The following is a 20,397-nucleotide window of genomic DNA, read 5'->3' as shown; positions in this document are numbered from 1 at the left end:
ATTATTCCTCCTCAGATTCTTCACAGAAGGTTTTATATTCTTCTGCAGTCAGCAAGTCTTCGATTTCTTCTACTCCTTCCACTTCAATGATCCAAGTATCCAATGGCGCTGAGTTGATTAACTCTGGGCTGTCCATCAGTTCTTCATTGATTGCGACAACCGTTGCACTCATTGGGGAATAAACTTCTGAGACCGCTTTAACTGATTCGATATCGGCAAAAGATTCTCCTTTTGTCACTTCATCACCTTCATCTGGTAAATCAATAAAAACAATATCTCCTAACTGTTCTTGCGCATAATCAGAAAGACCTATTTTTACTTTATCTCCGTCAAAAAATACCCACTCATGAGATTTAGAAAATTTCAATTCATCTTGTTTTGCCATCGTAAACCGCTCCTTCTTCCAACTATTTTTTGATAAATGGTAGTGTTGTCACAACTGCTGCAATTTTTTTGCCTCTAACTTCCACTTCAAGAGGCGAATCAACTTCTACAATCCCTGCTTCTACTAATGCCATTGCACAGGCTTTATTGATAAACGGACACATTGTGCCAGAAGTTGTTTGACCAATTTTTTTCCCATTAAAATAAATATCTGCTCCTTCACGAACAATTCCACGTTCGGTTAATTGTAAGCCGATTCGAGTAATCGCCGGTTCACCTTTTGCTTCTAGAGCTTTTTTACCAATAAAATCAGGTTTATTCATTTTTACAGCAAAACTCAAATCCGTTTCAAAAGGGGTGATTTCTTCGTTCATTTCATGACCATATAAAGGCATACCTGCTTCTAATCGCAATGTATCTCTAGCCCCTAAACCACAGGGGATAATGCCATATTCTTTTCCTGCTTCTAAAAGAGTATTCCACAAAGTAATTCCATCTGCTGTTTGACAGTATAATTCGTACCCAAACTCACCTGTATAACCTGTTCTTGATAAGATACACTCTACACCGCCAACAACAGCATGTTCTGTAAAACTATAATATTTTTTAGGAATATCTTCTTCTGAAGTCAGTTTTTCAATAATTTCTTTTGACTTCGGTCCTTGTAAAGCAATTTGAACAAAGTTGTCGGATTGATCAGAAAATTCAACTTCTCCGAATAAATGCTGTGTCATCCAAGCGATATCTTTAGCTCTGTTTGCAGCATTGATAACCAACAAGTATTTTTCATCATTGCATTTATAAACAAGTAAGTCGTCAATCACACCGCCATGTTCATTACACATCAATGTATATCGCACACGCCCTGTTTCTAAGTTGCTGAAATCATTCGTCAATAATTGTTGTAAATTCGCTAAAGCATCTTTTCCTTCATAAACAACTTCTCCCATGTGGGAAACATCAAATAAGCCAACTTGATTGCGAACCGCTAAATGTTCTTTGATTACGCCTGTTTCTTTATATTGAACTGGCAAGCTGTAGCCAGCAAAAGAAACCATTCGTCCCTCGGCTTTCAGATGTGCATCATATAAGGGTGTTTTTAAGTCCATTTTCATACTCCTTCACTTATTTATTTTTACTACCTTTTTTAATGACACCTCCTATGTTTAAAAAGCGCTGCGGCTGCGTGTTGTTCCTTTTTTCGTAGCACGCGTTGCTGAACAATTAAAGCAAGTATATAAAAACAGAGGAATAGGCACTCTAAAAAAGTGCCTATTCCTCTGTACAAAACCTGAGAGATTCCTCTTCTTAGTGAAGAGTTGCTCCTTCGGTGCTTTCGCTTTCCAGAGTGATGTCCAAGTGCGGTCCTTTTACCTGAGATCTTCATAGTAAATGAGTTGCTTCATACTACTATTTATTCCTTCGGTGCTATTATTCAGTCTCTCCCGCAATTTTCTTCCATCAATTCTATTTTATTATTTTAAGCAGTAAAAACACGAATACTCATCAGAAAACCTTTTCAAAAAAAGGTTATTCTTCTGATTTTTGAAGCATTACATGATAGTGTTGTTGATCGTTCAATTTGAAAAACTGTGGCGTTGAATAATCTAACATGCCCTGTTCCAATGATAAGGTTTGAATCATTCGATTCGTATAAAGGTGAATATACATCTTCTTTTCTTCATTATCATAAGCACTAGTGTATTGGGTATATTGTACATCCTTTTCGTTAGTTACTTTAACGACACCTTTAGGAATGTCAAAACTATTCAGAATATGAAAGAGCTGATCAATTGCTTGATCGTCTTCGATAGATTCAGAAAAATGTTTTAAATAGGCGGCTCTAATAAATCTTGATTGTGGGGTAAAGTCGCCTGGAATCCCTCTTAAGCCCGAACCTTTTCCATTTGAAAAAACATGTAGCTCTTCCATCTGAACATCTGGCGCAATTTGATCACTTAATCCAACATAATTTTGTAAATTAGTTAAATGCCAATCAAACTTAGGACTATTCGTAAAAACACCGACGGGGTTATCATAGATTTCATAGCCGCCTTCCACAGAAGGCTCGACAACCACTGATCCTGTGTCATCTTGAAATACGTAATGTTGAGGGATGCAAAACATATTATCAGTAATCGCAATCGCTGTGTCTTGATTCGCCCTTTCTTTGATTTCTTGAACAGATGCATAATTTGTTAACGCATATGTCACAAATTCCGCACCTGCCAACGGAATTTTTCCCGCTGAACGAATCATTTCCGCTTCAATATAACGATTATAGTTTCCAAAATAAAAGGACCCGCCCATCAAACCATTTTCGTTAATGCCATCTATGAGTAAGGGATGCTCTGCAATGGATACCCCCATAGCTGCAAAACGCGTCTGGACATTTTCTAGTGAGAGCGATAGCATATAATTTCTAGGGATGATAGCTCCATCATAATCTAGTAAAAGATTGAATTCTTGCGTCCGTCCCCAGTAACACTTTCCTGCTTTAGATTTAACTGTGATACCTGTACACATTTTCTCACACCCTATTATTTTTTTCAAAATTCTACTCTATAATTTCGATTTTTTTTGTACCATTAACGTAATTGCGCCCGAAATAATAAACGAACTGGCAATAAATAAGAAAGAAGTAAAGAATCCACCTTGGGACATCTGAACCAAAGCCCCAATAATTGTTGGAGCAACAAAACCACCAGAAACCCCGATTGCATTAATCGTCGCATATTTCGCCGAAACTTCATCTGAAGGAAATAAGTTAACTGGAAGGGTCATTAACGTAGCAAAAGTCAAACTGGAACAAACCACTGCCAAGGTTAAACACAGCATACTCAAAATAAAACTACTCACAATTGAAATTAATACGGCAAAAAATCCACCGCCAATCGTCGCAAGAAAAATCACTATTTTTTCTTTACCGATAAAAAATTTGTTTACGATCAAACCACCTGCCATCGCTGCAACCATTGTGAAAAAACCGATGATTGCCGCAACATAAGCTGTTTGTGTTAGTGCTAAACCATGAGCATCTACAAGATAAGTTGCCATCCAGCCATTTAATCCGTATATCGCAGCATTGATAAAAAAAGCAGCGAAAATTAAAATCCAGACATTTCGATCCTTTAAGACCTCTTTAAAAGAAATAACAGGCTTGTTTTTCAGATGTTCTTTGACGCCACCAAACTCTTTAGGTATCACAAAGTACATCAAAACTGCAACCATCATTACAGCTATACCGAGAAAATAATAAGTTTTGTGCCAACCAATCTGGATCAATAAAGGAGCGATTAATAGCGGGCCAACAACAGCTGCAAATCCTGCTGATGCAATCATTGTAGATTGCGCAGGTCCTCGTTTTTCCGTTGGCAACTCTTGTGCAATGAACGTACTAACAGAAGATGGATAACCAGAGTGTGCAACAGCTCCTGTCATAAAACGAATCATAAGCAAGTATAAAAATGAAAAACCAAAACCAAATAATAATAGAAAAATACCTACTAAAAAAACAGAACCAATCATCATTTTTCTCGTTCCGATTTTATTGGATAAATACCCAAAAGGAATTTGAAAAATCGTATATCCTAAGAAAAATGCACTTAACACCAACCCTTTTTGTTGAGGATCAAACCCCATGTCGGTTGCAATAGTAACTAGGGACATGCCAATTGTCGTTTTATCCACATAAATACATGTGTATCCTAAAAAAATAGCAGCAAGCATCCAAAAAATATTCGTTGATTTCTCTTTTTTCATGTCATCACTCCTACTATAAAAAGAAAGCGCTTTCTATCTTTAATTATCCCTAATATTTTAAAAAAGTCAATAAGACAACTCAATTATTTTACATAAAGTAGAAACTACTTTAACTTTTTCTTAATTCAACTAAAAAATAAGCGAACAATCACAAAAATATTTTTCATTTTTTGTGTGATTATTCGCATGTTTCTATAGAGTTTCTACCACACTGCTTCTTCCAATTCCTCGTACCCCGAAGAGAAATGTCATAGCTACACTCTACTAACAACAAAGATATAAATCCTGATTATTTCTTTCGATTTTTTTCTAAGATATTACTCAAACGACCAAATTCTTCTAAAGATAATGTTTCCCCACGGCGTGAAGGATCAATTTCAGCTTCTGCTAAACTGTTTGTTAACCAAGCTTTTGTTTCTTCATCTTTTCCGTAAGAATGAAGCAAGTTATTCCACAATGTTTTACGGCGCAGCTGGAATGAAGCTTTTGTTAATTTGAAAAATTCTTTTTCATCGGTTACTTCAACAGCCGGTTTGTCTCGTTTCGTCAACTTAATGATTGCTGAATCAACGTTAGGTTGAGGAATAAATACTGTTTTTGGAACAATAAACGCAATACTTGCTTCCATAAAATACTGAACGGCAATCGACAGTGAGCCATAAGCTTTAGTAGATGGTTTTGCTGAGATTCGATCCGCCACTTCTTTTTGCATCATCACAATCATTTCCTGAACCTCTAAATCAGATTCTAGAAAATGCATCATAATCGGTGTTGTGATGTAATATGGTAAATTAGCTACCACTTTAATCGGTAATTCCTGTTCAAATACTTCTTTTGTCGTTCCAACTAAATCCGCTTTTAATACATCGTTATGAACCACAGTGACATTTTTATAGGGACTCATTGTGTCTTCTAATACTGGAATCAACCGATCATCAATTTCAAATGCCAACACTTGTGCTGCGTTTTGAGCCAGTTGTTCTGTGAGTGCACCAATCCCAGGGCCGACTTCCACTACATTAGTGTGGGAATCAATTCCTGCTGTTTCCACGATTTTACGCAAAATATTCGGTTCTGTTAAAAAGTTTTGTCCTAAGCTTTTTTTAAATGAAAAGCCATGTTTCTTCAAAATCTCTTTCGTTCTTGAAGGAGTGGCGATTTCTTTATACTCTGTCAAATTGATTCCTCCGATTTTTCATTAGGCAATATATTTAAACTTGTCATCACTTCTGTAAGTTCTTTTTCTGTAATCCGAAACATTTTCAAGCGTTTGGTTAGTTGTTTACTATTAGTATAGCCAATGCGTAGTTCATCACCTAATTTTTCACGACGTTCTTTGGCATGAGCTCCCGCTATTAAACCATATTCGATCAAGGTTTGTCTAGGGATTTCTTGGTAATCATCTGCAATATGGACTGGGGTAACAATTTTTTTCAACGCTTCTAAAATCGCTTCATCACTTGCATGTTCCACACCTAAACTACTGCCTCTTTTTTTTGGTGCAGCTAATCCCCTTGATAGAAAAGCATGTTTCGCATCTGGCACGACATCCATGATTGTTTTACGGATTTTTTCACCTGAATAATCTGGATCCGTAAAAATAATCACACCGCGCGTTTCTTGCCCATGTTCGATTTGCGCTAAAATATCGTCATTAATCGCTGAACCAATTGTTTCAATAGTATCTGCGTCAACCACTTCTTGAATCCGTCTTGTGTCATCTTTTCCTTCAACGACAATAATTTCTTCAATTCTCAGCTTCTCTGTCATTGAGCTAACCTGAATAGACGATGGGCATTATCTGTCGTTTGGTTGGCGATTTCTTCAAAAGAAGTTTCTCGTAATTCAGCAATTTTTTCAACCACATAACGAGTATAGCCAGGCTCATTACGTTTTCCACGATAAGGAACGGGAGCTAAATATGGTGCATCCGTTTCAACTAGTAAACGATCTAAGGGAACAGATTTCGCCACTTCTTGCACATCCAACGCTTTTTTAAATGTCACAACGCCGCTTAATGAAATATGCATCCCCATATCTAAGAATCTTTTCATCCACTCAGGATCACCGCTAAAACTATGCATAATCCCGCCGATATCTCGAATATCTTCTTCTTTTAAAATCTTATACGTATCTTCCATCGCTTCTCTTGTATGAATGCTGATTGGTAGATTCATCTCTTTGGCGATAGCAATTTGACGTCTAAATACACGGTCTTGAACTTCTTTTGGATCTTCCATCCAATAATAGTCTAAACCGATTTCGCCAAGTGCTACTACTTTTGGCGTAGTTAATAGCTGCTGAAGTTTTTTCTCGATCTCAGACGTATAACTTCCAGCTTCTGTCGGATGCCAGCCGATAATACTTTGGATTTCTTTATATTGTTGGCTAAGTTCTAGAGACTTTTCGATCGTTGGTGTATCAAAACCAACCACTGCCATCTCCGTTACACCTAACTCTTTTGCACGTTTAATTGTTTCTGGAATATCTTCATTAAATTGTTCTGCATTTAAATGGGTATGAGAATCAAAAATCAAATAAACCCCTCCTTTGTCTTCTATACTTTATCACATTTTAACCAAAAGCTGAATGGACAGCATCGATAAATTATCAGCTTCTTATAATTGCATTATTAAAAAAAATAGCTTATACTATTCGGTCACGGCAATTCATGTCAGGAGGAACCACTATGTCAAATGACCGCACACAAGAAACCCGTCATCTACACCAGATTTATGAAGAACTAAGTCAAGCAAGAGACACTTATCAAACCGCTATTGATGAAGTCAACGCTACAGGAAAATCAGTACTGGAGCAATTTGGCGGCGATACAAAACTAAATTTTGATAGTTACTCAGATAACTTAGAAACATTTGCCATGATGGAAATGAAAAATCGGGAAATCGATCAGCTAAACATCCAACATGGGACTGCTGAAAAACAATTAGAAAAAGTCGAACGACTGCTGAATGTAGCTTATTTCGGAAAAATCGATGTCACATTTTTAGATGAAGATTCTGATCGAGATGTTTTTTATATTGGGATGAATGACTTCACAAACTTAGAGGGTGAATCACGCATCTATGATTGGCGTTCACCGATTGCTTCTCTTTTTTATAATAATGTTTTAGGTAATAGTCGTTACCATGTCAATAAAGCAGAAATCCCAGTGACCTTGAACTTAAAAAGGCAATTGATCATTGAAGAAGATCGCTTGATTAATTTTTTCGATACTAGTCTTGCTATTCAAGATGATATTTTACTGCATTCTTTGGAGGCCGACTCCTCTCAATATATGAAAGATATCACCACAACGATCCAACAAGAACAAAATGAGATCATCCGGGATGAAAGCCATCCATTGCTTTTGGTCAATGGGATTGCAGGAAGCGGGAAAACTTCGGCGATCATGCAACGAATTGCTTATTTACTTTATAACCATCGGACCAAAATCACAGCTGATGATATCTTACTTCTTTCTCCAAATTCAACATTTATTGATTATATTTCTCAAGTCTTGCCAAATTTAGGTGAGCGGAATCCATTGAATTTAACTTTATTACAGTTCCTTAAATTTACCTTTCGCGAAAAAGCGCCGATTGAAAGTGAAACAGCTTATTTCAAACGAATCACCGCCGAACAAGTCAATGCTCAACAAAGAGTGATTCAATCACAAAAATTTGTTGATTTCATTCAGTCTTTCAAAGATACATCTTTGATTCAGCAAGCATTATTCAAACCCATTTTATTCAAACGTAAACCGATCTTTTCGGCTAAACTGATTTTTGGGTTGTATCAAGAAACACCGACTACTTTATCGATCCGAGACCGACTTTCGGCAACAAAAGAAAAACTATTAAGTTTGTGGAATCGTTATTTGATCAAACAATCAACATCAAAGCAAATGATTGATCAGATACAAGATTTGACAGAAGCGGAACAATTACGCTACTTTGACACAACTTTTGATGCAGAAGACGAGGAACAATTAGCGAAGTTTGCCCTTCAACGGCTAAAACAAAAATACCGCATAGTCATAGATAAGATCGCTGATTTTGCTTGGTTTGATCAGTGGCTACTTTTTGAAGTTTTGTATCAAAATTATCAACAAGATACATATGAAAAAACAACATCAAACTATACTGCTGATGAAGTGGTGGCATTATTACTAATCAAAGATACGTTTATTGAAGATTTATCGAACCGACACATGGCGTTTATTTTGGTTGATGAGGTTCAAGATTATACCGAAGCCCAAATTCTTTTACTACTTAAATTATTCCCAAAAGCGAACTTTACTTTGGCTGGAGATGAAAATCAGGCGATTTTTAATACGTCGATCAGTTTTATGGAATTAAAAGAGTTATTATCTGCTTCTAGCCGTTCAGTTACGTCCTACCAATTATTGAATAGCTACCGATCAAGTAAAGAGATCACTCAGCTCTTTCAGACCTTAGTAACAAATCATGAAAAGCTTAAAATTGTACCCATCCGAAAAGATGGTGAGAAACCGGCGTTTATTAAATGTGAAGATGAATCCGATTATCTTGAGACACTAACCTCACTTTTAAATTCATTGACAAAAGCAGAAGATACCGTGGTGATTACAAAAACAGCTTCAGAAGCAGAATTATTGAAACAGCAACTTCTGCAAAAAAATAGCGCGATTGATACTCAAATTCTTTCAATCGATATGGCTAAAGGACTGGAATTCGATAATGTAATCATTCATGACCCTTCAACCTTGCATTATGGAACAACTGAGCGAGAGAAAAAAATTCTCTATACAGCGATTTCTCGTGGAATGAAACAAGTCTTTTTACCTTATGTACAGACACTTTCTAAATTGTTTGCATCCTCATAATTTATAAAAACCGACTTTAGACCGATGTTTTTTCTACAATTCCGAAGTACACTTAACTCCAGTCTGATGTTCAATTCGATAGGAGTGAGTGCTTTTGAAAAATTTCTTTGAGGAATCTGACTTTCTAAAATCAGCGATCAAAAAAAACGTAACGATTCAGCGAAAACCCCAAGTCAATACGATATGGCACTGGGTATTACTGGTTCTTTTTGGCTTATTAGCTTATGGAACTATGGCACAGCAATTTCTTCTGATTGGGATTTTTGTCTTTATTGCGGCAATCGTAAAAGGACCATTGATGCTTTTGTGGGGAGCCGTTTACTCGGCTCTCATCGCCTTTTTCCCACCGATTGGCATTGTATTGTCTATTATATTTTTCTTAATCAATCTTGGCACCGTGGCAAAAAGTTGGCGAATTTCATTAACCAGCGCTTATTTTTATCTCGTGCCGTTAGTGGGTGGCATCCTCAGAGCTGTTATGAAAAACGAGCCTGCTTATGCTGTTTTTATTTTTGTTTCCCTTAGCATTATTGGGTTACATTTTTTACTTCATTGGCTCTATCAAAACAATAGTTTAAGTCGTAGTTTGGCTTGGTCGATTATTAGTGTACCCTATTCACTATTGATTATACTTTTACCTACTCGTTTCCGCAGATTTAAACCAAATAAAAAATTAAGATTTTAATCAACAGATTCGATAAAAAACGAGGTTGTGAAAGAAGGATTTAACTCCGAGATATAAGAAGGAATTTGCTTCTGCTCTACCCTTTATTCGGATACTAAGAGCCTGAAACATAACTTTTTAGTTATGTCCCAGGCTCGTTTTTACGTTATCCATTTTCTATGCTATTCGTTCTAAGTTAGACAGTCTCACCTTTTAGTGCTTTGTCTAATGCTTCATTTAATTTTTTCATTTGTTCGTCAGTAAAGATATCTTTTACCTTTTCACGGAATTCCTTTACAGATTCTTCTGTGACCATTTCTGGATTTTCTTCGATTTGTTTAATCATTTCGTTTAACTGCTCGTCAATTACTTTTTGAAGTTCTGGATTATCTTTTAAATCGTCAAAGTTCGCATAGTCATCCGCTGTGTTAAACTCATCTGAGGTTGTTTCATCTGTTTCTGCAGGAGCCATACTTGAAAAGATTTTATTTAGTTCATCTTCACTGATGATTTCTTTTTTGCTTGGTACGTTGATTTCTTTTTTATTCTTTTGCGGTGTAACAGAGATTGTCATAACCATTCCAACCGTTGAATCATCTGATTTGTTGTTTGCTGACATAGAAAGTTTTGTATCGACTGCTTTTGTTTTTTGGTTGATGCTCACTTTTAGATCCATTTTTTCGATATCTTTTTTGAATGTTTTAATTGCATCTTTTATCTCTTTTGCATTGCCTGATTTTTTGTAATCTTTGTCTTCTTTGGCAACTTCATCCATTTTTTCTAACATTTGAATGATTTCTGTTTTTGTAAAGGTATGTGTTAGCACATCTTTGTCTTTTTTAAATGATTTTTTATCAAAGCTTTCAATTAGCTTGATCAGTTCTTTACCCATTTTAGAATCTTTCACATTCGTTAATTCTTTATCTTTTAATGGATTTTTTTGATCTAATTTCCCTGAAGAAAGAGTATCTCCTGCTTCAGCAATATCAATATATTTACCTTTAAGTTTGTTCAGTTCACTTTTACTTAATTCAATTGGATAGCCAAATGAATTAGCTAAATCAAGCGCACCTGAAACAAAGCTAGTAGACATATACATCTTATCTTTTTTACTCACCAATTGGATAGGTAATTTTTCACCAAGTACATTTGCAGTAACTTCCAACTCTAAGGCTTCAGCTTTCTCATCATAAGCGTATTTTCCATCAATAGTCACATCTTTTAATTGACTGGCAAACATTTTTACATAGGCGCCGCCTTGATCTCCATCGTAAGTTAGATCATCGATCTTCATTTTAAAGCTTGCCGCATTATATTGCTCACCATTGGCATTCATCATTTCTTTAGCAAATTCTTTTCTTGGGTCTGATCCACACGCCGCCAATAAAAATATAGCGATTCCAGTAAATACAGCTAAAACATACTTTTTCATTTTCATCCTAACATTCTCCTTAATACCCTTTTATTGTGTTTCTAAGCTTTTATCATACAATAAAACTATATTTTTTAATAGCTTTTTCCAGTAAACTTTATTTTTTTTAGATTTTTATACAGAATTCATATAAAAAATAAAAAAAGCCACAGAACAAACGCTTTTCCAGCAATTTCTCTGTGACTTTTCTATAGATTTTAATTTTATTAGGCAATTCCTGCCCCATTTGGCATTTCTTTTGGCGCCTCGACGATTTGTAGTTTTCCTTCAGGTGATTCTGCTGAAAGAATCATGCCTTGGCTGATTTGTCCCCGCATTTTTCTTGGTTTTAAATTAGCAACGATCACTACTTTTTTTCCGATCAAAGCACTTGGATCAGGATAAAATTCAGCAATACCTGATAGAATTTGACGATCTTGCTTGTCTCCTGCATCTAAGCGGAACTGCAATAATTTGTCAGCACCTTTAACCTTTTTACAATCCACAACTTCTGCAACTTTTAATTCTACTTTATCGAAATCTTCGTATTTTATTTGTTTTTCTTTCGTAGAAACCAATTCTGTTTCTTCTGGATTCCACTTGATTTCTTCTGTTGTCGTTTGTTCATTTTGAGTCATTTTCTTTTGGATATAGATGACTTCTGTATCAATTTCTAAACGAGGGAAAATTGGTGTTCCTTTTGCAACAACCTTAATTCCTGTAGGAAATTCCCCAAAATGAATCTCTTCCATATTCATTGTTTCAGGATCCAGCCCTAATTGTTCAAAGATTTTTCTTGGTGTCTCTGTCATCACAGGCTGTAATAAAATGGCTACAATGCGCAAACTCTCTGCTAAATGAACCATTACACTATCTAACTCATTTTTCTTTTCTTCATCTTTAGCTAAAACCCATGGCTGTGTTTCATCAATATATTTATTCGCACGGGAAATCAAGCTCCAAATTTCAGCAATTGCCGTATTGAATTCCATTTTTTCCATTGATTGATGATATTTGCCGATTACATTTGCAGCTGTTGTTGATAATTCACTGTCAAATGGCGTCACTTTTGATCCATAAATCGGTACATGACCGTCACAATACTTATTAATCATCGCAATCGTACGGTTAAGCAAGTTCCCTAAATCATTCGCTAAATCATAATTTAAGCGAGAAACAAAGTCTTCTGGTGTGAAAACACCGTCACTACCAAAAGGAATTGCGCGTAATAGATAATAACGTAAAGCATCTAATCCGTAGCGCTCTACTAAAATTTCTGGATACACAACGTTGCCTTTAGATTTCGACATCTTACCGTCTTTCATCAATAACCAACCGTGACCAAAGATTTTCTTCGGTAGTGGTAAATCTAAAGCCATCAACATAATCGGCCAATAAATCGTATGGAAACGCACGATTTCTTTACCAACCATATGCACATCTGCCGGCCAGTATTTTTGGAACAACTGATCATCTTCTGAGCCATAGCCTAATGCTGTGATATAGTTTGATAACGCATCGATCCATACATAAACAACGTGTTTTGGATCATTTGATAGAGGAATTCCCCAAGAAAAAGTCGTACGCGATACAGCCAAATCTTCTAAGCCAGGCTTAATAAAGTTATTAATCATCTCGTTTTTACGTGATTCTGGCTGAATAAATTCTGGATGTTCATTGTAATAGTCCACTAAACGATCGGCATATTTACTCATACGGAAGAAATAAGATTCTTCTTTTACTAATTCGACTTCGTGACCACTTGGTGCTTTACCACCAATCACGTTGCCTTCTTCATCACGATAAACTTCAGCCAGTTGTGTCTCAGTGAAATACTCTTCATCTGAAACAGAGTACCAGCCTTCGTATTCGCCAAGATAGATATCGCCTTGTTCTAATAAACGATCAAAAATTTGCTGAACCGCTTTTTTATGGTAATCGTCCGTTGTACGGATAAATTTATCATAGCTGATATCAAGGGTTTTCCATAATTTTTGGACATCTGCTGCCATTTTATCCACATACTCTTTAGGTGTAACACCTAATTCTGATGCTTTGTTTTCAATTTTTTGACCATGTTCATCCACACCTGTTAAGTAAAATACGTCAAAGCCCATCAAACGTTTGTAACGAGCCATCGCATCACAGGCAATTGTCGTATAGGAATTGCCGATATGTAGTTGTCCACTTGGATAATAAATAGGGGTGGTGATATAAAATGTTTCTTTTTCTGACATGTAGAAACATCCTCCTTCTAGCATTCTCTTGAATTTACTCCTAAATAGTATACCATACTTGGCTTTATTGAACTAGAAATCCTGATATTTTCTCTATATAAAAAAAGGTTGGGATAAAAGTCGAGTAGATTCGAGTAATTGGAGTAAAAATCGAACAATACGTTTTTGTATTGCTCGATTTTTGCGGAATTGCCGAAAAACCTGACTTTTGGCCACCATTTATTAAGGTTTAGAGTGCGAAACAACACTGATTTTTAGTTTTGTCCCCGCACCCGTCTCATCTTCTTTACGCTCGAATCACACCGTCTTGAACAGCTGCTTCGGCAACTTTTTCAATAATCACATCAACTAAGTCTCGATTAAATGCAGACGGAATAATATACTCACTTGTTAATTCTTCTTCTGGAATCATTTCTGCGATTGCTTTTGCGGCAGCCAATTTCATATTTTCAGTGATTTTTGTTGCTCTTGCTACAAAAGCTCCTTTAAACAATCCGGGAAAAGCCAAGACATTATTTATTTGATTAGGATGATCAGAACGACCTGTTCCAACCACCACCGCTCCTGCATCAATTGCTTCTTGATAATCGATTTCTGATTCAGGATTCGCCATTGGAAATACAATTGCTCCTTTGTTCATTGATGCAACCATTTCTTTTGAAACTAATTTAGGCGCTGAAACACCAATAAAAACATCTGCCCCTACCATTGCCTCACCCAATGTTCCTTTGAAATTTGTTGGATTAGAAATTTCGGCAATTTCTTGCTCTAAAAAGGTCAACGGCTGGTCACTGTCTTTCCTTAATACGCCGTCTATATTAAAAGCAACAATATTTTTTACCCCAAAATGATTAAGCATTTTAATAATTGCACTGCCTGCTGCTCCTGTTCCCGAAACAACAACGCGTATTTCATCGACTTTTTTATCGACAATCTTCAACGCATTAATCAATGCTGCAATCGTAACAATCGCCGTTCCATGTTGGTCATCATGGAACACAGGAATATCCAGTTCTTCCATTAATGTACGTTCAATTTCTACACATCGAGGTGCTGAAATATCTTCTAAATTAATCCCACCAAATGTCGGTGCCATCGCTTTAATAATCGAAATAATCTCTTTTGGGTCTTTTGTATCTAAACAAATCGGAATGGCATCAATTCCGGCAAACTCTTTAAACAGTAGGGCTTTGCCTTCCATAACCGGTAATGCCGCTTTCGGTCCAATATCTCCCAAACCAAGAACAGCCGTACCGTCCGTAACAACTGCTACAGTATTGCCTTTCCAAGTATAATCATAGATTTTATTCGGCTCTTCATAGATTTTTCTACACGGCTCCGCTACACCAGGTGTATAAGCCAATGATAGGTCTTCTTTGGTTTGAACTGTAACTTTTGAATGAATATCGATTTTACCACGCCATTGTTCATGTGCTTTTAGTGCTTTTTCATAAATATTTGTCATTTTCCACATTCCTCTCCAAGCTCATTAAATCTATCTGCCTAACATCTGTTCCGGTTTGACCCAACGATCATATTCTTCTTCTTTTACTAAACCACTTGCGACTGCCGCTTCTTTCAGTGTTGTTTGTTCTTCAAATGCTTTTTTGGCAATCTTTGCTCCATTATCATAACCGATATGAGGATTTAATGCAGTAACCAGCATTAACGATTGCTCTACATACTGTTGCATTTTTATCTGCTCCGCTTTGATTCCTTTTAAGCAATTCTCATTGAAAGAGCGTAAACCATCCGTCAATAATTCAATACTTTGGATCAAATTATACGCCATCACAGGCATATAAACATTTAACTCAAAGTTTCCTTGGGAAGCCCCGATTCCAATCGTTGTATCATTGCCCATAACTTGAATTGCAATCATTGTCAACGCTTCGCATTGGGTTGGATTGATTTTTCCAGGCATAATCGAACTTCCTGGCTCATTCTCCGGAATCGTAATTTCACCTAGCCCGCTCCTAGGTCCACTTGCCATCCAACGAATATCATTAGCCATTTTCATTGCATTAGCAGCAATTGCTTTTAAAGCACCTGAGGTAAAAACGATTGCATCTTTGCTGGCAAGCCCATGAAATTTATTTGGGTCTTCTAAAAATTGATTACCTGTTGCTTCATTTAAATACTGAAGGAATACGTTTATATATTCTTTTGATGCGTTTAAACCAGTTCCTACAGCTGTTCCGCCGATCGCTAACTGTTTTAATTCCGTCAAGGTTAATTCTAACATTCGATACCCATGTGTCATCCCTGAACGCCAACCACTAATTTCTTGTGCAAATGTAATCGGTGTGGCATCTTGTAAATGCGTTCTACCGATTTTTATGATGTTTTCATTCTTAGCTTCTAATGTTTCCAACGTTTTGATTACCTCTCTCATCACGGGAAACAGCTGTTGTTCAATCAATTGTACCCCAGTTACATGCATGGCTGTAGGAAAAACATCATTTGAACTTTGAGACATATTAACATGATCATTCGGATGAACGATCACGTCCTCTTTTGCAGCTAAATGAGCGATCACTTCGTTAACGTTCATATTTGTCTGCGTCCCGCTACCTGTTTGCCACAAAGATAATGGAAAATGATCATCTACCTCGCCTGCTATGATTCTATCTGCCGCATGTTGGATCGCTTGACTGATCATCTGATCTAATTTCCCAGTACATTCATTGGCTTTTGCCGCACTTTTTTTCACTAAAGCTAAACCTTTAATCAAAGCTAGAGGCATTTTTTCCATTCCAATAGTAAAATTTTGACGACTGCGCTGGGTTTGTGCCCCCCAAAGAGCCCCTTTTGGTACACGAACTTCTCCCATAGAATCTTTTTCAATACGATCATTCATGGTGTTGCCCCTTTCCATTTCATTGTTTATTATCACTATACTGTATGACTAAGACAAATCGCAATGAAAATCTTAATTTCGTTACTAAATAAAAAAGAACCCAAACCAAAACGATAAATCTGTTTTGGTTTAAGTTCTGATGCGAATAGATGCGAGAATCCAAAGTGTCTCTTTCAGAAATTCCCATCAATCCCAACTAATTTTTAAATGATTGTTTCTCTTTTCTTTCATTACTATGCTTATATCCATAGGCAAAATAAATCAAGAAGCCTAAAACTAATGCCACAACAAAAGCTTTCCAAGTTGCCGCTTGTAATTGCAGCATCAAACCAATACTTACAATCACCAACAAAATGGGAACAAACGGAACAAATGGAATCTTAAATTCATCCGGCTTAGGATCACCTGCAATTTTTCTCAAACGAATGATTCCAATCGCCATTACGATTAAATACATCAATGTTACAATATTCGTCAATTCAGCCAATAGTTCCATTGGCACAAGTCCTGCAAAAATCATTGAGCAGAATCCTGCTACATAGGTTGCATTTTTAGGCGTACGATGTTTTTCATCAATTTTGCTCATAAATTTAGGAAGTAGTCCATCTTTACTAATCGCGTAAATAATTCGTGCCAGACTATACATCATTGAAATCGTTACTGTCAATAACGTTAAAATAGCGCCCACAGAAATCACACCTGCCACCCCATCACGTTGGACAAAACGCATCGCAAATGCCACAGGATCTTTAACACCAAGCGCATCAAAGGGTACAATCCCCGTTAGAATCAAGGTAACAATCACATATAAAACGGTGGTGATAATGATTGATCCGATGATTCCTCTTGGGATATCTTTTTGCGGATTTTTCACCTCTTCTGACGTCATGCTGACTGCATCAAAGCCTAAAAAGGCAAAAAAGACAACTGCAGCACCACTGACCACACCAGAAAAACCAAAGGGCATAAACGGCTGCCAATTATCTGGTTTAACATAAAAAATACCGACAATTAAAAACAACGCAATAATCCCGAATTTAACAAATACCATCACATTGTTTAAACGCAACGCCGTTTTCGCTTCTAATGAAACCCAAAACGTCACAGCCAACAACACCAGTACAGCAATTAAGTCAACATACGTTCCATTCGCTGGGTTGTATGCCCCACTCAAAGCTTTCGGTAAATCAATCCCTAAACTATTTAAAAACCCATGAACATAACCGGACCAACCTGAAGCAACAGATGAAACCGCTAGGAAAAATTCACAAATCACTAGCCAACCAGTCATCCATGCGACGATTTCGCCAAACACAACATACATATAAGCATATGGCCCGCCAATTGCCGGAATCCTTGAAGCGAATTCCGCATAACATAAACCAGCCAAAATAATCGCACCAGCCGCTACTAGAAAAGAAAGCGCCAAGGCTGGTCCTGCATATTGCTCAGCCGCTACGCCTGTTACCACAAAAATTCCTGTTCCAACGATCGCACCGATCCCCAGCATGATCAAATCCATTGTCTTTAATTCTTTTTTCATAGAACTCGGCTGTGCAGAAACTTCCCGAAGCTCTTTTTTTCGAAACATTGACATTTCTTTTCCTCCAATAAAATAAATCGAATAAATGCTAAAACTTTTTTCATAAAAACAAGCGTAAATGTAACATTTACGCTTTCATGTACCCTAAAAGAATACCACCTAAAATGACGAAAAGGCAACCAAAAATGACGTATTTCATTTCTTTTTTGGTCTTTTGCTCTCCAAGGATAAAAATACCACCTAGCGTGGAGATAATAATCCCCATCTGCGATAAAGAGAAACTAATGGCTAAACCGATTTGACGCATCGTTAGCAACATACAAATATTCCCTAATCCCCATAAAAGACCACAACTCATATTCAACCAAACATAACGATCTAACTTCACTTTCTTAAAAGCAAAGAAGCTAGCGCCAATCAACATCCCTATGCTTTGCGGTAAAATAATCCCCAATGGATCCAAACCAAAAGCATTGATAATAATTGTATATCCACCATATCCTACTGTCGAAGCAATCAAGGCACGAAATCCTTTAGTAAAATTTAACATTGAATTGGTGGTCTTGAGCTCACTATCATCGTCTTGTCTTGCCGTTAAATATGCCCCAAAAACTAATAATGCTAAGGCAATAAATCCTAATGTGAAATCTCGACTACCTTTCCACTCATGAAAGAAAATCGCTCCAGCAATCGTATTTACGATTAACTGCATGCCTGTTGATACCGGCAGACCTACAGATACACCTAAATATTTCATCCCATGAAATTGCTGATTTTGACCCAAACTCCAAAATAGACCAGATAAAACCCCAACTATCATCATCTGAATACTAATAACTGGCTGAACAACCAAAAAGACAACAATTGAAAAAACTAAGGCACCAACAGTCATACCTAACGTTTGCTGATTGGCACTCCCACCAATCTTCCCACTTACTAAACCGATACTGCCCCACGCAATCATCGGGATCAACGCTACTAATATATTCATATTCTGCTCCTATCCATTTCCATTATAGATGAGTTAAGTGTAACAATGAAAGCCTTTACGGTACAACTATAACATATGAAAAAATTCAATAGAGTTTCTCTCATTTTTTGGAAATAAACACGAAAACCAGAAGGACAACATAGTTATTAGGGATTAAAAATGGGCATGATAAGTTCTTAAACTATTTTGTTAACAACAATAAAAGATCAAACATCACTTAGAATGATTGATCTTTTAACTCCAGTTTCTTTCCTACTCACTTTTTTTAAATACAAAATTTTTATCCATAAAAGAAAAGTCATCACTTAAAATCTTCTTTAACTCCTTTAATGTATTTTCTTTATTAAGCTTATTGGGTAGCTCTTCAAGTGAATCTGACTGTAACAAAAAACCTGTTTCGTCTGGAAAAATGAAAAAACGGGAAATAGTAATTTGGGGATACGGACTCTTAACATACGTTAAAACATAGCCATTTTTCACTTCACCAATTTCTTGTTCAATATAAGCTTTAGAAAAAGACCTTTTATCTTCAACAAAACTTTCATTTAGACTATTAACCACATTTTCTGACATATGCAAGCTTACAGATCGTTTCAAAATTTGTCCTGAATAAAAAGAGACATATGCCGCAAAAAAAGAATTCGCATACCTATCGTTTGTTGGTAAAACCGATAGTTCTTCTCTTTCAATTTCTATTTTTGAATCCCCTAGTATTTCTAATTCATAACCTCTATTGGTTAAAAACGTGTGGTTATCAACACTTAACATAAATGGTTTGCTAAAGTCTTTCGTTCCTGTTCCTTTAATACCTGCTTCCTTTAATGGAAGAACATCTACATATTCCTGCGAGTAGTCAGAAAATAAAACTGGGAAAAGGTTCATTTCTTTTATAACAAAAAATGCGATGGCTACAACTATCACGATCAAAGCTGCTAACTTTTTCTTTAAAGAATGCTTTTTACTTTTCACCTTACTCCTTGAAAGGTTATTTTTAATCATTTTTTGCTTTTGAACATTTTTCGGCTTTAACTTGAGGATAAATTTTGTGTAGTTTTGTACACTACTCTTTTTTTTCTTTTTAAAAAGAGGCGGTTTTGAAAATAAAGTATCATATGTATCATAAAAATGTTTTTCTTTCTTATTCATTATTTTCCCTCAATTAATTTTTTAGTTAAGTAAATATCTTCTGAATCTTCTTGAATGATCTCTTCATATTCATCCGTAATACTAGCTGAAATAGAACTAATTGTTTCGATTATCATTGTTTTGGACTTTTTAATTTCTGTTGTTGAAAGCTCGGCATCTTGAATTTGAATGAATTTTTCTGTCGCTTGCACAATACTAGGTAACTTTGTGTATAGAAATTGTTCAAGTTCTGTCATCTCTTTTGGATGTTTCATTAGTTGATCAAACAGCAATTTAGAAGAATGTAATCCTTTTTCTTTTTTCTCAATTTTCATTAAAATGGTTGACTTGCTTGTCATCAATTCTAAACGTATAATTTGTTTTTTGGCTATAAACATTGTCTCTTTGAATAACTGCAACTCATCAGAGGTCAACTGATTGTTTTTCTGATATGTTTTTATTCTTTTTTTATATGTATACAGTCTCCTGAAATACTCTATTCCTTTTAGAAATACAAGAAGTACCAATAATCCTATTATTTTCACACCTATTATCT

Annotated in this window: 17 protein-coding genes and 2 riboswitches; of the genes, 2 read left to right on the top strand and 15 right to left on the bottom strand. The window is 36.1% G+C overall.

The window, feature by feature from the left end; genetic code table 11:
• Nucleotide 1: 1 nt before the first annotated feature.
• The 7 genes from gcvH to A5880_RS11520 form a co-directional block, all read right to left on the bottom strand.
• Nucleotides 2-385, bottom strand: a complete 384-nt coding sequence (gene gcvH / locus A5880_RS11550) for a glycine cleavage system protein GcvH (RefSeq protein ID WP_086329188.1) — start codon at nt 383-385, stop codon at nt 2-4.
• 22 nt (nt 386-407) lie between these two features.
• Entirely contained in the window at nt 408-1,493 is a 1,086-nt protein-coding gene (gcvT, locus tag A5880_RS11545) for a glycine cleavage system aminomethyltransferase GcvT (RefSeq protein WP_086329187.1), read from the bottom strand.
• Nucleotides 1,494-1,662: 169 nt separating this feature from the next.
• Nucleotides 1,663-1,733: riboswitch (glycine riboswitch) on the bottom strand.
• A gap of 3 nt (nt 1,734-1,736) precedes the next feature.
• Nucleotides 1,737-1,842, bottom strand: a riboswitch (glycine riboswitch).
• A gap of 72 nt (nt 1,843-1,914) precedes the next feature.
• Complete coding sequence (locus A5880_RS11540; protein WP_256924764.1) at nt 1,915-2,937, bottom strand: linear amide C-N hydrolase; 1,023 nt, start codon at nt 2,935-2,937, stop codon at nt 1,915-1,917.
• A gap of 9 nt (nt 2,938-2,946) precedes the next feature.
• Nucleotides 2,947-4,146 (bottom strand): MFS transporter, encoded by a 1,200-nt coding sequence (locus A5880_RS11535; protein WP_086329185.1) that lies wholly within the window; start codon nt 4,144-4,146, stop codon nt 2,947-2,949.
• 289 nt (nt 4,147-4,435) lie between these two features.
• The gene (gene rsmA / locus A5880_RS11530; RefSeq protein ID WP_086329184.1) at nt 4,436-5,323 is read right to left on the bottom strand and encodes a 16S rRNA (adenine(1518)-N(6)/adenine(1519)-N(6))-dimethyltransferase RsmA; all 888 of its coding nucleotides are present in this window, start codon (nt 5,321-5,323) and stop codon (nt 4,436-4,438) included.
• On the bottom strand, nt 5,320-5,916 hold the full coding sequence (gene rnmV / locus A5880_RS11525) for a ribonuclease M5 (protein ID WP_179190331.1): 597 nt from the start codon (nt 5,914-5,916) through the stop codon (nt 5,320-5,322). The genes rsmA and rnmV overlap by 4 nt, the downstream gene beginning before the upstream one ends.
• Nucleotides 5,913-6,683, bottom strand: a complete 771-nt coding sequence (locus tag A5880_RS11520) for a TatD family hydrolase (RefSeq protein WP_086329183.1) — start codon at nt 6,681-6,683, stop codon at nt 5,913-5,915. Before A5880_RS11520 ends, rnmV begins: the two co-directional genes overlap by 4 nt.
• Nucleotides 6,684-6,835: 152 nt before the next feature.
• Between A5880_RS11520 and A5880_RS11515 the strand changes: the two genes are divergently transcribed.
• A complete protein-coding gene (locus A5880_RS11515; protein ID WP_086329182.1) occupies nt 6,836-9,010 on the top strand; it encodes a HelD family protein in 2,175 nt (724 codons plus the stop codon).
• 94 nt (nt 9,011-9,104) lie between these two features.
• Nucleotides 9,105-9,695 (top strand): hypothetical protein, encoded by a 591-nt coding sequence (locus tag A5880_RS11510; RefSeq protein ID WP_086329181.1) that lies wholly within the window; start codon nt 9,105-9,107, stop codon nt 9,693-9,695.
• Nucleotides 9,696-9,870: 175 nt separating this feature from the next.
• On the opposite strand, the gene A5880_RS11505 is transcribed toward A5880_RS11510, so the two are convergent.
• From A5880_RS11505 to A5880_RS11470, 8 genes are all read right to left on the bottom strand, one after another.
• Complete coding sequence (locus A5880_RS11505; protein WP_086329180.1) at nt 9,871-11,112, bottom strand: hypothetical protein; 1,242 nt, start codon at nt 11,110-11,112, stop codon at nt 9,871-9,873.
• A 200-nt stretch (nt 11,113-11,312) separates the two neighbouring features.
• Nucleotides 11,313-13,322, bottom strand: a complete 2,010-nt coding sequence (gene metG / locus A5880_RS11500; RefSeq protein ID WP_086329179.1) for a methionine--tRNA ligase — start codon at nt 13,320-13,322, stop codon at nt 11,313-11,315.
• A 286-nt stretch (nt 13,323-13,608) separates the two neighbouring features.
• Nucleotides 13,609-14,787 (bottom strand): NAD(P)-dependent malic enzyme, encoded by a 1,179-nt coding sequence (locus A5880_RS11495; protein ID WP_086329178.1) that lies wholly within the window; start codon nt 14,785-14,787, stop codon nt 13,609-13,611.
• 30 nt (nt 14,788-14,817) lie between these two features.
• Complete coding sequence (gene fumC, locus A5880_RS11490) at nt 14,818-16,182, bottom strand: class II fumarate hydratase (RefSeq protein ID WP_086329177.1); 1,365 nt, start codon at nt 16,180-16,182, stop codon at nt 14,818-14,820.
• A 196-nt stretch (nt 16,183-16,378) separates the two neighbouring features.
• Nucleotides 16,379-17,779: an amino acid permease gene (locus A5880_RS11485; protein ID WP_086329176.1), complete on the bottom strand. Its 1,401-nt coding sequence runs from the start codon at nt 17,777-17,779 to the stop codon at nt 16,379-16,381.
• A gap of 73 nt (nt 17,780-17,852) precedes the next feature.
• Nucleotides 17,853-18,716: a GRP family sugar transporter gene (locus A5880_RS11480; RefSeq protein WP_086329175.1), complete on the bottom strand. Its 864-nt coding sequence runs from the start codon at nt 18,714-18,716 to the stop codon at nt 17,853-17,855.
• A gap of 252 nt (nt 18,717-18,968) precedes the next feature.
• Nucleotides 18,969-19,862: a hypothetical protein gene (locus A5880_RS11475; RefSeq protein ID WP_336577146.1), complete on the bottom strand. Its 894-nt coding sequence runs from the start codon at nt 19,860-19,862 to the stop codon at nt 18,969-18,971.
• Nucleotides 19,862-20,386: a 5-bromo-4-chloroindolyl phosphate hydrolysis family protein gene (locus A5880_RS11470; protein ID WP_336577145.1), complete on the bottom strand. Its 525-nt coding sequence runs from the start codon at nt 20,384-20,386 to the stop codon at nt 19,862-19,864. Before A5880_RS11470 ends, A5880_RS11475 begins: the two co-directional genes overlap by 1 nt.
• Between the last annotated feature and the right edge of the window lie 11 nt (nt 20,387-20,397).

The organism is Enterococcus sp. 4G2_DIV0659, assembly GCF_002140715.2.
Classification (GTDB): domain Bacteria; phylum Bacillota; class Bacilli; order Lactobacillales; family Enterococcaceae; genus Enterococcus_L; species Enterococcus_L mansonii.
Note: the sequence above shows the minus strand (reverse complement) of the source record. Positions and strands in the feature narration are given on the sequence as shown.

What these genes read in the sequence shown, in the direction of transcription:
- gcvH (WP_086329188.1), bottom strand. Translation starts at nt 385, where the DNA reads ATGGCAAAACAAGATGAATTGAAATTTTCTAAATCTCATGAGTGGGTA.
- gcvT (WP_086329187.1), bottom strand. Translation starts at nt 1,493, where the DNA reads ATGGACTTAAAAACACCCTTATATGATGCACATCTGAAAGCCGAGGGA.
- A5880_RS11535 (WP_086329185.1), bottom strand. Translation starts at nt 4,146, where the DNA reads ATGAAAAAAGAGAAATCAACGAATATTTTTTGGATGCTTGCTGCTATT.
- rnmV (WP_179190331.1), bottom strand. Translation starts at nt 5,916, where the DNA reads ATGACAGAGAAGCTGAGAATTGAAGAAATTATTGTCGTTGAAGGAAAA.
- A5880_RS11515 (WP_086329182.1), top strand. Translation starts at nt 6,836, where the DNA reads ATGTCAAATGACCGCACACAAGAAACCCGTCATCTACACCAGATTTAT.
- A5880_RS11505 (WP_086329180.1), bottom strand. Translation starts at nt 11,112, where the DNA reads ATGAAAATGAAAAAGTATGTTTTAGCTGTATTTACTGGAATCGCTATA.
- metG (WP_086329179.1), bottom strand. Translation starts at nt 13,322, where the DNA reads ATGTCAGAAAAAGAAACATTTTATATCACCACCCCTATTTATTATCCA.
- A5880_RS11495 (WP_086329178.1), bottom strand. Translation starts at nt 14,787, where the DNA reads ATGACAAATATTTATGAAAAAGCACTAAAAGCACATGAACAATGGCGT.
- fumC (WP_086329177.1), bottom strand. Translation starts at nt 16,182, where the DNA reads ATGAATGATCGTATTGAAAAAGATTCTATGGGAGAAGTTCGTGTACCA.
- A5880_RS11485 (WP_086329176.1), bottom strand. Translation starts at nt 17,779, where the DNA reads ATGTCAATGTTTCGAAAAAAAGAGCTTCGGGAAGTTTCTGCACAGCCG.
- A5880_RS11480 (WP_086329175.1), bottom strand. Translation starts at nt 18,716, where the DNA reads ATGAATATATTAGTAGCGTTGATCCCGATGATTGCGTGGGGCAGTATC.
- A5880_RS11475 (WP_336577146.1), bottom strand. Translation starts at nt 19,862, where the DNA reads ATGAATAAGAAAGAAAAACATTTTTATGATACATATGATACTTTATTT.